Origin of the sequence: Archangium lansingense (genome assembly GCF_026626635.1) — a bacterium.
GTDB lineage: Bacteria > Myxococcota > Myxococcia > Myxococcales > Myxococcaceae > Archangium > Archangium lansingense.
The window spans coordinates 6021069-6036550 of the sequence record NZ_JAPNKA010000001.1; the positions used below are offsets into that span (position 1 = coordinate 6021069).

Here is a 15482-nt window from a genome sequence, read left to right on the forward strand (position 1 = left end):
GCTCCGTTCACTCGTCCTTGCCGTACGAGCGATTGCGCAGCAGCGCCCGCCTGGCGAGTCCTTCCTTGCGGCGCACCGTGCAGCGGTCCCCGTCGCCGAGGTCGTTCGCTCCCGGCTCGAAACGGCCGGGGCACTGCGCCAGGATCGTCTCCAACGCCTGCCCCTCCCGCGTGCGTGCCAGGCACCAGGCGCCCTCGGGAGTCCAGGCTGCCTCGAATGAGGCCCGTTCGGGCTGCCAGCCCCGTGAGGGCTCCGTCGTCTGCGTGAGTACCGCGAGGTCATCGTACATATCGATGGGATTGTCCTGGCGGGTGTGGCTGCGCCCATCGCCGCAGTAGTCGGCCCGGGCCATGCGCGTGCAGGCCTGGTGTAGCTCCGCCAGTGAGTGTCCGTCCTTCTTCGCCCAGGGCGCGTAGCCCCAACTGATGCACTTGGCGATGGCGCCGTTCTCACACGCGAAGGTGAACCTTCCCGGCGCCTCCTGGCGAGCGCCTGTCTCGTCCCAGACCCCCTGCACTACGAGCGCGCGCGGCGAGGGTACCCGGCTGGTGGCGACGCACGGGTTCTCCCACGCGGCGCTCTGTTTGTTCCAGAGCTCGATGCGGTACCAGACCATCGACGGATTCCGGGCGGAGGGCTCGGCGGCGCACAGGGCCACCTCGACGCGCTGGCCATCGCTGGCGGTCCCCTGGAACACCGAGCCCACCAGCTTGTTGCGCGCGCGCGAAGGCGCCACCAGACGCCCCTCCTCGATGCGCAGCTCCTTCAGCCGGGTGCCGCCACGCAGCCGCACCTTGTCGAGGTCCACCGAGACCAGCACACTGCTCATCTCCTTCTCGACGGCTGTGCGCCCGGTGCCCCATAGCAGCGTGCCCTGGGGCCACACACTGCGCTGGGCCTCCTGGTCCTGGCAGGGTCGCGCCCGCTGCTTCTGCTGGGGTGTGGCGGCAAACGCGGGAACGCCAATCAGAAAACAGACAAAAACGAGCAATCTCTTCATTCGTGACCTCTCTTTAGTGGGATCCACGTCATCTATTGGCAATCACCTGGAGGGAACGGAGGCGCACACGCGCACGCCGACCCTGACGTCACGGGCCTCCAGCGTGCTGGCCTGTCGATTGGCGATCAGCGTGCCGACTTCACCGTAGTACCAGGCTCCCCCGAGCAGGACGATGTCCTGGATGTCTGGAGTCATGGACCGGGTCATCTCGAATGCGTTGCCTGCCATTCCAAGGAGACCAAAGGGACTGGCCGAGGCGGAGTGGGCGTCCACCTCATCAGGGCCCATTGCAGTCCGCCCGTAAGTCTCATCGATATTGGCATCGTCCTTCCGCAATTGATTGCCATGCGGGTGCTGACGGTCGTCCGCGCCGCGGGCGGCGCGCGTCCACTCCAACTCATTGCACAGGCGTGCGCCCGGCAGTCTCCCGGAGCGGTCGAGCCAACCCAGGTAGTCTTCGAGCTCCTCGGCGGAAATACCCGTCAGGGGAAGTCGGCGCCAGTCTTGTTCCTGGTGATGGCTCCGGCCGGGATAGCGAATGGGGTCGCCATCTCGCGCCGTGAGAACCCTTCCGTCCTCCAGACGAAAGGAGAAATGCCAGGTGCCACCAGGCGTTTTCCGCAGCGTGAGCGCGCTGCCCATGCCTTCCTGTGGTTTCGCGAGGTAACGCCTTTGCAGCGCATCGGCGGGCAGGGTGTCGAGGTAGGTCAGCCAATCGCGCAGCGTCACCTCGGTCTGCCCGATGAGATAACCCTGCTCGAGGCAGCGCTGGTGCAGCGGGGCGCTGAGCTCGAACTTCCGCATTACTTCGGGATCGGCGCTGCCCGCGAGGGTGCAGCCAGGCGGAATGTAGACGTACCCCTCGGGTATCGCGGAGGGAAGTTTGAGCTGGACCTTCTCGATTGCCCCTCGCTCGAGCAACAGGGGCAGCTCGACCGGTGCATGACCCTTGCGTGTGAATCGCAATTGATAGGAGCCCGCTGGCAGGCCCTTCCAGGTCATGGGCGTCTGGGCAGATGAGCGCTGGCCGGGCACGCTTTCACTGCGCAATCGACCCCCTTCGTCCACATAGCGTGTGAGCTCAACATTTGCACCGGGGGGCAAGGTCTCGACGTCGAGTCCGGCCGGGGCTTCGAGCCGTTGCAGCCATGCAGTGTTCTTGGCCGCCAATCGCCTGAAGTGCTTCTCGAGTCGGGCCTTCTCGTCCGCCAGGTGAAAGCGCTCGGCAAGCACGAGCCGCTCGTAGGTCAGGCCGATGAGGAGTTGGCGTGCGTCTTCATGCTCATGGGCTCGTTCGAGAGCGTCCTCGAGTGCCTGCTCCGCCTGGGTGAAGGCGGCATCGGCCTGCCTGAGCTTGTCGAGCGCCCGGGCCCATTCCTTTTCCGCGCGAGAGCGGATGTCCGGCGGCGGCTGCGTGGTTCTAGGGAGTTGGACGACGGTGGCATTGAACAGGGCCAGCGCTCTGTCACGGCTCCTGCTGGCGTTCTGGCCATGCTTTCGTCCTTGCTCATGCGTGTTCCGTGCCGTGGCCATCCGGGCGCTGATGAAGCGCTGCGTCTCCAGGTGTGCTTGCAGCCGGGGCCCGCCGTAGAGGGCTCCCATCATGAGCAGAAGGAGGATCGCCGCGCTCCAGCGGCGCAGTTGCTGGCGGCGTACGGCATGCCGGGACGCGCGGAGGAACTCCTGCTCGTGTGCTCCCAGGGTGGTGGGCTCGAGCGTCCGGGCCTCGTTGAGCTGACGCTTCCGCCAGAGCAGGTCCGTGGCGCGCCCCAGGCGCTCCCACTCGGCACCCGCGGTCTCGATGCGTTGCCGGAGCACGCGCTGGCCAGCGTCCTCGTCGAGCCACTGGCGCAGCGTGCCCCAGCTCGTGAGGAGGGCTTCGTGGGCAATCTCGTAGCTCGTCCGACCGCCTGTGGTTCGCGCATGAAGGAGGCGTCCTTCCACGAGTGCTCGCAAGGCGGTGCGTGCCTCGTCTGGAGCCGCGGTGAGCTCCTCCTCGCTTCGTTCGCCACGGGTCCCCTCCGCCGTGATGAGGAGGCCGAGCAGGCGACGTGTGGCCTGCCGTGCGGTAGGGGAGAGCCGCGCGAGCACTTCATCGGCGTGCCGGGACAGCGCACCCGCGACTCCTCCCATCGTGTCGAGCGCGGCCTGGGTGATGCAGCCCTGGGCCGGATCTCGACGCTCCCATAGCTCGGCCAGTGTGAACTGGAGCAGCGGCAGGCTTCCCGCACTCTGCACTGTGGCCTCGACGAGCGTCTGGAGGAGCGCCTCGGACTCGAAGCCCACGCCACGGCTGCGTGCGGGGCCAATGATGGCCTCGCGCACACCGTGGGCAGTGAGAGGCCGAAGCAGGTAGAGAGCTCGCTCGATTTCGTCGCCCAGGCCGGGGAGCGAACGGAGACGCGCGAGGAAGTCGCCGCGCACCGCGAGTAGGACGCGTACGCCCGCCGCCGGTAAGGCGAGCTCACCGAGGATACTGGCGAAACGCGCCGCCTGCGTGGGCTCGCTGAGGGTGAGGAGTTCCTCGAGCTGGTCGACGAAGAGGAGCAGTCCACGCCCCTCCTGGTGGACAGCACGCAGCGCCGGCCCCAGCTCGCCCGGTGCGTCGGTGAGCCGGGTCGCGAGCTCGGCCTCGGATTGCTGGAGCACGGGGGCGAGAGCAGCGGCGAGGGCCGCGAGTGGACGGCGGCCAGGCTCCAGCGTGAGGGTGGAGAAGTCGCGGTACTCATCGAGCGCGCCCTGGGCGATGCGAGGCAGAATGCCGGCGCGGCAAAGCGAAGACTTGCCAACACCCGAGTCACCGGCGACGAGGACACAGGGCTGTCGGCGCAGGCGTTCGAGCACAGCGCGGATGTCTGAGTCGCGTCCGAAGAAGAGCGTGCGGTGTTCTGCCTCGAAGGGGGCGAGACCCCGATAGGGATTGTCCGTGGCGAGCACTTCCGGATCGCGGAGCCGCTCGAGTGCTTCGCGGAGCGCCTCAGCCGAGGCAAAGCGTTCCTTTGGATCGGTGTGAAGACAACGCTCGATGATCGAGGCGAAGTCGAGGTCGATTCCCGGCACGAGTGCGGTGAGCGGGGGAGTGTCGCTGTGCGGGTTGTCTTGATGCCGGGAGGGAAGGGTGCCCGTGCAGAGTTCGTAGAGCACCAGGCCCAGCGAGTAGAGATCACTCCGTGGCGTCGCGGGTGCTCCACGGAAGAGCTCGGGCGCCATATAGCGCGGCGTCCCGGCGGGGGAACGCACACCGCCCGGTCCAGTGGGAGTACCCGCCTCGACGAGCTCGGCCAGACCGAAGTCGAGCAACTTCACCTCGCCCTCGTGGGTGAGAAGAATGTTGGCAGGTTTGATATCGCGGTGCAGCACTCCCTGGCGATGGGCCGCCGCAAGCCCGCGAGTCAGGCCAATACCCAGGTCAAGCGCTCGCCGCCAGGGCAGCGGCAGGACCAGCTCATTCAGGCTCTGACCGTCGAGGTACTCGGAGACGATGTAGGGATGGCCTTTGGCTTCGCCCACTCGGAACACTGTGACGACGTTGGGATGCTGCAGGCGCGCAATGGCACGCGCTTCGAGTTGGACGTGCTCGCGAAGCTGGGCGTGAGGTTGGGACGCGGCGATGAATTTCACCGCCACGCGCCGGTCCAGGGTGAGATCGTGCGCCAGATAGACGATCCCCATGGCGCCGCGGCCGAGTGGACGCTCCAGCCGGAACTCATCGAACTCGGTGGGCGGTAGCCAGTCAGTGGAGGAGGGGGGCTCGGTGGAGGCGTCGGTTGCGTGACTGGTTTCCGGCTTCATGCCTCCGAGTACGAGGGTGACGAGCAGGTCACGACACTCCGCGCATTCCGCGGCGTGGTCGTGGGCGCGTGACAATTCGTTTCGAGCCAGCCGTCCGTCGACCAGCTCGGCGAGGAGATCGTTTGTCAGACATTGAGAATCAATAATCTCGGTCTGTTCTGGCATGAACGCTCCGGGAAGACGCGGGGAGTGTGTCGATTCTCCAGCAGGGGCGGAACCGGGCCGGGTCACGGATCGTGAAAACAAGACATTCTCTGAGTTCAGTTCAGCAAGATTGCGGTGAGGTGGAAATACGGGTGCTTAGGTTGGAAGGAAGGGGGGAGGATGGAGGAGAAGAAGCCCAGTCTCATGAGGATTTTTCTCGAGCACATGTCGGTGCCTGTTGGTGTGCCGGCGGATGCCGACGATTTCGAGTCCCAGCTTCGTTGCGCCTGGGAGGCGGGGCGTGATCCGTGGCCGCAAGTCGCGCTGTCCGCGGAAGTCTTCGTGCGCTATCTGGCCCAGCGGTTGGACTCCGGTTGCAGGGGGATGCCGCTCGCGCTGGTGCTCAATCAGCTATCGCAGGGTGATCTCTATCTCGCATGTGCCTGCGTGCATGGCATGCCCGGGGCCATCGCGGCGTTGGAGAGCCACTACATGGCGAAGCTGCCCGCGTTACTCGGGTTCCTCAAGCGGTCCCCCATGCTGATCGACGACGTCTGCCAATTGGTCCGCATTCATCTGCTGGTGGGCTCGAATGGGTCGGGGCCAAAACTCGCCGATTACACGGGCCGGGGTTCGCTGCTGAGCTGGATTCGGGTCATGGCCGTGCGCATCGCCCTCAGACTGGGCGGGCAGATTCGGGAGACAGTCCCTGAAGAGAACCTCACCGCGGCTATCGTGGCCATGCCCGAGCCTGGAGCTGACACAGAACTCGAGCTCATCAGGCGCCGGTATCGCCGCGAGTTCCGCCGGGCCATGCACGAGGCCTTTGCCGAGCTGTCGAGTGTGCGGCGATACCAACTCCGGCTCCATTTCATCGAGCGGCTTTCCACGACCCAGATGGGCGCGATGTTCTACGTGAACCAATCGACGGTCTCGCGCTGGCTCAAGCATGCACGGCAGGCGATCCGTGAAGGGACGAAACGGCGCCTCCAAGAGCGGTTCGGCCTGTTTTCGAAAGAGTTCATGAGCCTCTGGAACGCCATCGAGAGCCAGTTCGACCTGAGCATCAGCCAGATTTTCAGAGAAGAGGAATGAAGAACCTCTTCGCTTCGCCCGGATACAGGGGCAACGCCCGTCTGGTCCGAATCTACCCCCTATGGTCAAAGATCCCTGTGTGACTCGTCCATGTCAGGTTTCATTTCGAGCTCTCGCCACGGTGGTGCTCCTCATCCTGGGTTGTGCGGCCTGTGCAACGGTGGAGAAGGTGCCGGTTGATGCACGACTGGTGGAGGCCCAGAAGGCATTTGACGAGGCAATGCGGAGCAGGGCGGAGGGGCGGTTCGCGGATGCTGTTCCACCCGCTGAGCGAGCATTGGAGCTGAGAGAGGCTGCTCTTGGGAACGCGCATCCGGAGGTGGCCAGATGCCTCAGTCTGCTCGGTGTTCTTCATATGGAGCTGCAAGATTACGTGCGCGCCGAGCAGCTTCATCAGCGTGCGCTCGCCATCCGCGAAGCCGCTCTTGGCAGGGATCATCCTGATGCGGCGGCATCACTCAACAGCCTCGCCCTCCTATACAAGCACCAGGGGGACTACAGACGGGCTGTGCCTCTCCTTCAGCGAGCGCTGGAGATATGGGAGGCAGCTCTTGGCGGCAATCATCCCCATGTTGCCGCGGCGCTGCAAAACCTTGCCCAACTCTACAACCTGCAAGGGCTCTACGCGCGCGCAGAGCCGCTCTACGTGCGTGCGCTTGGGATTTTCGAAACAGCATTCGGCGAGGAGCATCTCGACGTTGCTTCATCGCTCAATAATCTCGCTGGCTTCTATTATGCGCGGGGGAACTATGATCGAGCCGAGTCACTCTTCCTGCGTGCGCTCAAGATTCGTCGAAAAGCGCTCGGCGAGAATCATGCAGAAGTGGCTGGATCGCTCCATAACCTGGGCACCCTCCACATAGACCAGGGTCATTATCAGAAGGCAGAGTCTGACCTCTTGCGTGCGCTCGCGATTCGCGAAACGGCACTTGGGGAGAAGCATTCCCAGGTTGCGGATTCTCTCTGTAATCTCGCTATCCTTTATGAATTGCAAGGACGCTACGCGCGAGCAGAGCAACTCTACCAGCGTGCGCTCGCGATTCGCGAAGCGATCTTCGGCAAGAACCATCCTGATGTCGCCGAATCACTCAAGAATTTCGCCGATGTTAGCGCGAGGCAGGGGCAGTATGAGCGAGCCAGGCCGTTGTACGAGCGCGTACTCGCGATTCATGAAGCAAACTTCGGTGAGAATCATCCTCTGGTCGCCAGCGTGCTCCACAACCTCGGCGATCTCGACATGGAGGAGGGGCACTACGGGCTGGCCGAGCCGCGCTTTCTGCGAGCGATCGAGATCAGGGAAGCGGCTCTCGGTGGTAATCATCCCGACGTCGCCAACTCGCTCCAGAACCTCGCGACTATCTACAGAGAGCGGGGAGATTATGCAGGTGCGGAACCGTTGTATGCGCGCGCACTCGCGATTTGGGAGAAGGCCCTGGGCAGTAACAATCCTGACGTGGCTTCTTTGCTTTACGAATTCGCGACTCTCTACAGCGCTCAGGGCGATTACGCGCGAGCCGAGTTACTGCACGAGCGTGCGCTTTCGATCAGGGAGGCCGTTCTTGGAAAGGGGCATCCTGACGTCGCCCACTCGCTCCAGGCCCTCGCCCGGCTCCAGCTCGAGCGGGGGCACCTGTCCGCGGCCCTGCCGCTCTTCGAGCGTGCTTTCACCATCCATGAGGATCACCTCCGCCAGGAAGTGTACGGCTTCTCCGAGGCACGTCTGGCAAGCGTTCTGCGCCTTCTTCGCACGGATGAAGAACGTCTCTATGCTCTTGCCCGCGCGCACCCAGGCAATGACCGCGTCCGGCAGCTCGCGCTCTCCACCGTGCTGCTCCGCAAGGGCCGATCGGCTGAAGAAATTGCTGAAACGTCTCGAATCATCTACCGCGGTCTTGGTCAGGCTGATCGTGAAGCCTTCGAACGCCTGCGAGCTTTGCGCACCCAACTCGCGAGGCTGTCGCTCGCGAGTGCCGGCACTTCGTTGTCCGCCGACCACCAGCAGCGCCTCAAGGAACTCACTGATCAGGGTGATGCGCTCGAAGCAGACCTCGCCAGGCGTTCGGGGCCTCTGCGTACACTCTTCGCGCGCCCCTCTCTCAAGGAGCTCATCGGCAGTGTGGCCGCGGCCCTGCCTGATGATGGGGCACTCGTCGAGTTCATTGCCTATGAGGACAGAGCTCTCGTCTCCACTCCGGGTTTTCCCACCTCGCGGCGTCCAGGCCAACTGCGTTACCTCGCGCTTCTGCTTTTCGCGGATGGTCGTACGCACGCCTTGGATCTCGGTCCCGCCGCGCCTATTGACCAGGCCTCCCTGCGTCTGCATGCAGCGCTCGCTGATAGGGATGTGTCCTATCAATCCAAGGCTCGAGCATTCTACGTGCGTGCATTCCAGCCTCTGATTCCTTTGCTGGGCAAGGCGCGGCGGCTCTTCATTTCGCCTGACAGTCAGTTGGCCTTGGTTCCCTTCGCCGCTCTCCACGATGGTCGTCAGTTCCTGGTCGACCGCTTCGACATCACGTACGTCACTTCGGGCAAGGATCTGCTGACGCGTTCCGCGAATATTTCCCCGGCACAATCGGTCGTTGTCATGGCCGACCCCGACTTCGACTCCGCTCTTGGTACGAGTCATCTGGTAGCGGGGGGGGCGCGCTTGCCGACTGAGCGTTCCGCATCCCTCGAGCGTTTCTTCTTCACTCTTCGCCCGGAGTCCCGCGATCAGCCGTTGCTGCCGTTACCCGGTACGCGCAAGGAGGCCGAGGCCATCCAGCGCTTGCTGCCGCAAGCCCGGACATTGATGGGCCGCGACGCAACCAAGGAGGCGTTGCTGACGCTGGCGACGCCGGGGGTATTGCACATCGCCACCCATGGCTTCTTCCTGGAGGATGCCAAGGCCCAGGTGGGCACGCGTGCGGTAGGGCACTGCTGCGCCGCGGGGGAGATCCCGCCGATCAGTCTCTCCGACGAGCCACTGTTGCGCTCGGGCCTGGTGCTCGCGGGTGCTCGTGCTTCGTCGGCACGGTCAGATGCCTCCCGTCGAGAGGAGTCATGGGTGACGGCGCTGGAACTGGCTGGTTTGGACCTGTGGGGGACGCAACTGGTGGTGCTGTCGGCCTGTGATACCGGCCGCGGTCACGTCAAGCTCGGTCAGGGGGTCTACGGCCTGCGCCGTGCGCTGATGGTGGCTGGGGCGCAGACACTGGTGACGAGCTTGTGGAAGGTCAGAGACGAGGCGACACACCAGCTCATGGACAGTTATTACCGCAACTTGCTGGCCGGGCAGGGCCGTGGTGAGGCCCTGCGCTCGGCCATGAGGGAGTTGCGCAAGAGGAAACCGCATCCCTACTACTGGGCGCCGTTCATTGCCATTGGCCAGGATAAGCCCCTTCAGGGCCTGCTCCCGACAACCGGGGTGCGTTCAACTCCTTGAGTCCGCACCAGGAGGACGGCTATCGAGATGGCTCGATAGCCGTCCCCGGCTGGCTTGGAGAAATCAGAAGCAGCGGGCCTTGGCGGAGACAGCGGGGGCCGAGGCATTCCCGCCCAGGTACCAGGAACCCGAGGAGGCGTAGATGTCGATGTAGTCATTCACGCTGTCGAAGCGGCCCGCCATGTACGTCAGCGCGCAGACCCGGCCCGAGGTGACGCCCATGTGCGTGTCGTAGCTCTGGCTCGAGCTCCAGGAGTACTCGCCGCTGAAGCTGCTCACGTTGACACACCGAGCCTGAGCGCCTCCGTCGCCCTTCGCCGAGTCACCGAACAGGAACCACGAGCCTCCGCTCGCATAGACGCGGACCCAGTCCGCCCCACTGTCGAAGCTTCCGGAGACGCGCACCAGGAAGCACACCCGGCCCGTGGTCGTGCCCATGTTCGTGGGCAGTCTCTGGCCCGCCTTCCAGACGTACTCACTGGAGAGGCCGGTGGCGCTGGTCCGAGTCGCGCACCGGGCCGTGCCTCTCGTGTCACCGCCGCCCCGGAGGTACCAGCTTCCTCCCGAGGCGAAGATGTCCATGTAGCTGCCCGCGCTCACGAAGTTCCCCCGGATGCGGTTCAGGAAGCAGAACCGGTCCGCCGTCGCGCCCATGGGGGTCGCATCCGCGGGCGCGCTCCAGGTGTGCGCACCGAGGCTGGCCAACTCCTGCGTCGCGGTGCCCAGGGTGGGCTCGGTCTCATTGGGGCTCATCCCCTGGGTGGGCATCGGCTGCCCGGCGCTCCCGCTCTGCTCGTCCTGCATGTCCTCCGGGCCGCAGCCCCCCAGGATGGTGGCGGTCAACGGCAACACAACGGCGAAGTGACGCAGCTTCAAAACAGTACTCTCCTTGGGATTGCTCGAGTGCAGGAGCTCAATCGCCCCGGTGCACCCGCTCAGAAAGAAGAGACGAGCTGCGGAAGAACTATGCAGGGAGTTTTCCCATGCATTTCATGGCTGACTGCTCTCCCGGCGGGCATTCAGCACAGAATGTCTGTCTTTGTTTCTGGGGGCGAGGGGAGGGCCCGCTCGGGTTCAACCCGGGGCCCTCGATACCCTCACCCCGTCCCTCTCCCGAGGGGAGAGGGGAGGGTGAATCAGAGGAAGGGACTCAGGCGACGGCTTCCTCGTCGTCCGCGCCCGCCGGCTGCTCCTCCAGGAGCTGCGTGGCAATGGCCAGCGCCTTCTTCGTCTTCTCGCGCAGCTTCTCGTCGGACTTGATGCGCGTGTAGAGCCGCGCCACCCGATCCTCGTTGCGTGCTGCCTGCTCCTCCAGCTCGGTGATGCGCTTGCTCAGCTCGTCCGCTTCCTGGCCCGCCTGCGCCTTCACCGCCTCCATCTCCTCCCGCCAGCTGTCCCCCTCGCTCCTCGCCGCCGCCAGCTCCGCGTCCAGCTGGTCCGCGCGCGCCCGTAGCTCCTCCACCTCGCCCGCCTGCGCCTGGAACTGATCCACCTCGGCCTGCAGCGCCGATGCGCGGGCCGTGGCGCCACGCGCCTCCTCCTTCGCCGCCGTGAGCTGCTGCTCCGCCCGTCGCCGCTCCGCCATCAGCTGGTCCGCCTTCGTCTTCAGCGTCTTCAGCTCCGCGTCCCGCCGGGCGATCTCGTCCGTGGCCCCGCTGGCCTGCTGCTCCAGCGCCAGCAAGCGATCCTGCTGCTCGACGATCTCCTGCTCCTTCTGGTTCAGCTCGGTCTTGAGCCGGAGGATCTCCCGATCCTTCCGGTTGGAGGCCTCACGCAGCGCCAGGGTGGCCGAGTCGTTCTTGCCGACCGACGCCTTCGCCGTCTCCAGCTCCGTGCTCTTGGTTTCCAGCTCGGACTCGAGCTCCTGGACCCGCGTCTCCGCGGTGCTGGCCTGGCTTCGCGCATCCTCCAGGGCGCCTTCCAGCTCGGCCACGCGCGTGCGCAGGTTGCGCAGCTCGGCCGCGTCCGCCGCGGACATGGCCGGGGCCGCAGGCGTGCTCGTCGCAGCGGGCCGGGTCGTGGCCGCCGGCGTCGCGCGGGGAGCTGGCGTGGACGTCACGGGCGTTGGAGCCGGCCTGGCCGTGGCCACCGAAGCCGGAGTGAGGCGCGCCACCGGGGTGGGGGTGGGCTTCGGGGCTGGCGGGGGCTCCGGAGGCATGAAGCCCACCACCGTCTTGTCACTGTCCATGCCCAGCGAGTCGAGCGCGTTGTCGTCCTCGCCGCTGCTCAGGCTGTCGAGCCCGGAGAAGTCGTCCTCCGGCGAGCTCAGCTCCGGCGGGGCCTCCACCGGCTCCTCGATGCTGCCCGTCACGGGCGGATCATCCACGCTGTCGCCGAAGGGGTTGTCCAGCAGCGCCAGCTCGTCGCCGTGGCTCTCCAGCGGCTCGCCTTCGATGGCCAGCTCCTCGCCCTGCACCGGCTCGTCGCCCAGTCCGTCCAGACCGCCCAGGCTCAGGCCGTCGTCGACGACCTCACCGGCGGGCAGCTCGGGGAAGCCGATCAGCGCGCCTACGCGATCCACCAGCTCGTCGGCATTCACCGGCTTGGCCACGTAGTCATCCGCGTGTGCCTTCAGCTTGCGGTGCTGCGCGAAGCCGTCCGGGTTGCCGATGATGACGATGGGGATCGTCTTGAGATCGTCGTCCTTCTTCAGCTTGCCGCAGATGAGGTAGCCGTTCTGTCCAGCCGACAGGTCCACCGCGAGCACCACCAGCTCCGGCCGGTCGCGGCGGATCTGCTCCACGCTGCCCTTGCCGTCGGTGGTCTCCTGCACCGCGAAGCCGCGGGCCTCCAAGGCCTGCCGCAGGTTCGCGGAGAGGGTGGTGTCACTTTCGACGATCAGGATGTTCTTGGACATGGAAGGGCTGCCGGACCAGGAAGGGCGGGCGCGTTCCGCGTCGATGACGGGGAACGGCGGCGCTGGAAAAGTCGCTCGGGGAGGCTATCGGTGCCTTCCAGGACCGTCAATCTTCGGTCCAGTCGGATTTCCAGGCAGTCCAGCTCGTGGGGCAGGCGAGCAGCCTGTGCTCGCGAGCCCGCGCACGATTCAGGGCTGTAGCGCCACGGGGCGAGCGACGACGTCCGGCGTCACCGGACGCGACGGCCTGCTCTTCATCGCCCCCTGCTCGGCGACCATTCGGCGGATGTCCGATTCGTCGAGATCGCTCACCAACTCGTAGACGATCTCTCCGTCACGCCACACGGCCACGTTGTATCCGTGGCTGGAGCCCACCTGCACGGAGGGCAGGGGCGGGGCCTCCACCTCGCGCTTGGCGTCGTCGAAGACGAACAGTCCGATGCGCTTGGCGGGCGCGCCTTGCTTGTCCGCGTTGCGCTCGTAGCTGATGTACGCGGCGGGGCGATCCGTCACGTTGGAGATGCGCGCGCCGGAGAGCTGCACGTCACGCAACCGGGGCACGGAGACGCGATGGTCCAACTTCCCGTCGAACCAGGCCTCCACGTGCTCGTGCGAGCCGCCAGCAACCTCCACCGGCAACTGGCGGGCGTGCCGTCGCGCGGCGTCGTCCACGAAGCGCTGACGCTGCTCGGGCCGCAGCGCCATCCACGTGCCGCCGGCCACCACCAGCACCACCGCTGCCGCGCTCGCGCGCAGCCACCACGCCTGTGTGTCCCGGCGCTGTTCCTGGCGGATGCCCAGCTGGATGCGGGCTCGCAGGGCGTCCGGGGCCCGGGTGGTCTCCACCGCCTGACGCGCGGCCCGGCGCAGCGACTGCTGCATCCGGACTTCCATGTTCACCCGCTGCGCGCACTCGGCACAGCCGGTGAGATGCGCTTCAACTTCCAGCCGCTCCTCGGGCTGAAACTCACCATCGAGGTACGGGTAGAGGATGGAATCGAGTTCCTGGCAGGTCATGAGCGCTCAGGGCGGGAGATGGTAGAGGTCCCGTGCGGAAATATCGTGAAGAAATATTTCCGCGGCCATCAACCTCGATCTACCCCACCTTCTTCCTGCGGCGGTATTCTTCGAGATTCGCTGGCGAGCCTGCGGCCGCGGCCCCTGCTGCGTTCGCCTCCTCGCCGCCAGTTTCTTGACGCAGCACGCCAGAGCCCTGCGCATACTCGCGCAGCGTCTTCTGCAGCAGCTTGCGCCCTCGGAACAGCCGGCTCATCACCGTGCCCACGGGGCACTCGAGAATCTCGGCGATCTCCTTGTAGGAGAACTCCTGCAGGTCCGCGAGGATGACTACCAGCCGGAAGTCGATGGGCAGCGCGTCGATGGCGCGCAACACGTCGTCCGACAGCAGACGATCAAAGAAGTACTGCTCGGGGTTGGCCGCGAAGTCCGTCGCGTCCCGGCTCACGAAGCGCTCGTGCACCGCCTCGCGCTCCACACCTTCCACCACACTGCGTTCCTTCACCTTCCGCCGGTAGCGGTTGATGAAGGTGTTGGTGAGGATCTTGAAGAGCCAGGCCTTGATGTTGGTGCCGCGCTCGAACTTGTCGAAAAAGCGGTAGGCCCTCATGCAGGTGTCCTGCACCAGGTCCTCGGCGTCCCGCTCATTCTTCGTCAGCCTCAGGGCCGCGGAGTATAGCGGGTCGAGGTGGGCCAGGGCCAGTTCCTCGAATTCCTGCTTCGTCCGGTTGTTCTGCCTGAAGTCCAGCATGCTCCCGCCTTCCAGAGGCCCGAAATTACAGGCAATTGAGTCGTTACCTACCCGGCAATGTATGCACGGGAACAGACTGGGCAACAACACAAAGCCCGCTGGCGCCGTTTGCACGGCTGCCCCAGCGGGCGGGAGACAACCGACGGAGATAATTATTCCCTGATTTCGGGAGCAACCCCTCCGCCGGGGTGTCGCACTGTTGACTACCGGGTAGCGACTACCGGGCCTTGGCGCCGATGGCGTCGAAGATGGACAGGTACTTGTAGCCCAGGTCCTTGGCGACGGCCTCGTAGGTGACGTTGCCGTTGTAGGTGTTGAGGCCGCGGGCCAGGGCCTTGTCCGCCTTGACGGCCTCGACGAGGCCGAGGTCGGCGATCTTCCGGGCGTACGGCCGGGTGGTGTTGGTGAGGGCGAAGGTGGACGTCTGGGGCACCGCGCCGGGCATGTTGGCCACGCAGTAGTGCACCACGCCGTGCTTCACGAAGGTGGGGTTGTCGTGAGTGGTGGGGACGCAGGTCTCGATGCAGCCGCCCTGGTCCACCGCCACGTCCACCACCACGGAGCCGGGGCTCATCTCGGCCACGAGGGCCTCGGAGACGAGCTTGGGCGCGGCCGCGCCGGGGATGAGCACGCCGCCGACGACGAGGTCCGCCTCGCGCACGCTCTTGGCGATGCTCTCGGTGTCCGAGGCCAGGGTGGCCACGCGGCCGAGGAACACGTCATCCAGGTAGGTGAGGCGGTCCAGGTTGATGTCGATGATGGTGACCTCGGCGCCCATGCCGACGGCGACCTTGGCCGCGCAGGTGCCCACCACGCCACCGCCGATGATGGTGACGCGGCCGCGGCGCACGCCGGGCACGCCACCCAGGAGGATGCCCTTGCCACCGTGCGCCTTCTCCAGGCACGCGGCGCCGACCTGGATGGCCATCTTGCCGGCCACCTCGGACATGGGCTTGAGCAGCGGCAGCGAGCCGTCATCCAGCTGGATGGTCTCGTACGCCACCGCCGAGGCCTTCTTCTTCACCAGGGTGCGCGTGAGCTCGGGGTCCACGCCGGCCAGGTGGAAGTAGGTGTAGATGATCTGCCCGTCCTGGATGCGCTCGTACTCGGGCGCGATGGGCTCCTTCACCTTGACGATCATCTCGGCGCGCTTCCAGACCTCGTCCGCGCTCTGGACGATCTGCGCACCGACGCGCTGATATTCCGAGTCGGGGATGCCAGAGCCGACACCGGCGTTCGTCTCGACAAGAACCGTGTGGCCCGCGCTGGTGAGAGCGCGAACGCCCGCCGGAACCATGCCAACACGGTACTCGCGGGTCTTGATCTCCTTGGGAACTCCGACGATCACTTGAGATGCCTCCGAATTGTCCGCAATAAGGGACGAAAAGCGGGCGGACCC

The 15482-nt window shown here is 65.6% G+C and carries 9 protein-coding genes; 2 read left to right on the plus strand and 7 right to left on the minus strand.

The window, feature by feature from the left end; all coding sequences use genetic code 11:
• Positions 1 to 7: 7 nt before the first annotated feature.
• Positions 8 to 1000 (minus strand): ADYC domain-containing protein, encoded by a 993-nt coding sequence (locus OV287_RS24640; protein ID WP_267536483.1) that lies wholly within the window; start codon positions 998 to 1000, stop codon positions 8 to 10.
• A 42-nt stretch (positions 1001 to 1042) separates the two neighbouring features.
• Complete coding sequence (locus OV287_RS24645; protein WP_267536484.1) at positions 1043 to 4792, minus strand: bifunctional serine/threonine-protein kinase/formylglycine-generating enzyme family protein; 3750 nt, start codon at positions 4790 to 4792, stop codon at positions 1043 to 1045.
• A 324-nt stretch (positions 4793 to 5116) separates the two neighbouring features.
• Here OV287_RS24645 and OV287_RS24650 point away from each other — a divergent pair, with 324 nt between their 5' ends.
• Together OV287_RS24650 and OV287_RS24655 are read left to right on the plus strand one after the other, a co-directional pair.
• On the plus strand, positions 5117 to 6031 hold the full coding sequence (locus OV287_RS24650) for a sigma-70 family RNA polymerase sigma factor (RefSeq protein WP_267536485.1): 915 nt from the start codon (positions 5117 to 5119) through the stop codon (positions 6029 to 6031).
• 121 nt (positions 6032 to 6152) lie between these two features.
• Complete coding sequence (locus OV287_RS24655; protein WP_267536486.1) at positions 6153 to 9458, plus strand: CHAT domain-containing tetratricopeptide repeat protein; 3306 nt, start codon at positions 6153 to 6155, stop codon at positions 9456 to 9458.
• Between the two features lie 63 nt (positions 9459 to 9521).
• On the opposite strand, the gene OV287_RS24660 is transcribed toward OV287_RS24655, so the two are convergent.
• The 5 genes from OV287_RS24660 to ald form a co-directional block, all read right to left on the minus strand.
• Complete coding sequence (locus OV287_RS24660) at positions 9522 to 10334, minus strand: hypothetical protein (protein ID WP_267536487.1); 813 nt, start codon at positions 10332 to 10334, stop codon at positions 9522 to 9524.
• 274 nt (positions 10335 to 10608) lie between these two features.
• Positions 10609 to 12315 (minus strand): response regulator, encoded by a 1707-nt coding sequence (locus OV287_RS24665; RefSeq protein WP_267536488.1) that lies wholly within the window; start codon positions 12313 to 12315, stop codon positions 10609 to 10611.
• Between the two features lie 189 nt (positions 12316 to 12504).
• Positions 12505 to 13332, minus strand: coding sequence for an anti-sigma factor family protein (locus tag OV287_RS24670; RefSeq protein ID WP_267536489.1), 828 nt, complete (start codon positions 13330 to 13332; stop codon positions 12505 to 12507).
• Positions 13333 to 13411: 79 nt separating this feature from the next.
• Positions 13412 to 14083: a sigma-70 family RNA polymerase sigma factor gene (locus OV287_RS24675; protein WP_267536490.1), complete on the minus strand. Its 672-nt coding sequence runs from the start codon at positions 14081 to 14083 to the stop codon at positions 13412 to 13414.
• A 217-nt stretch (positions 14084 to 14300) separates the two neighbouring features.
• The gene (gene ald, locus OV287_RS24680; protein WP_267536491.1) at positions 14301 to 15431 is read right to left on the minus strand and encodes an alanine dehydrogenase; all 1131 of its coding nucleotides are present in this window, start codon (positions 15429 to 15431) and stop codon (positions 14301 to 14303) included.
• Positions 15432 to 15482 lie beyond the last annotated feature (51 nt).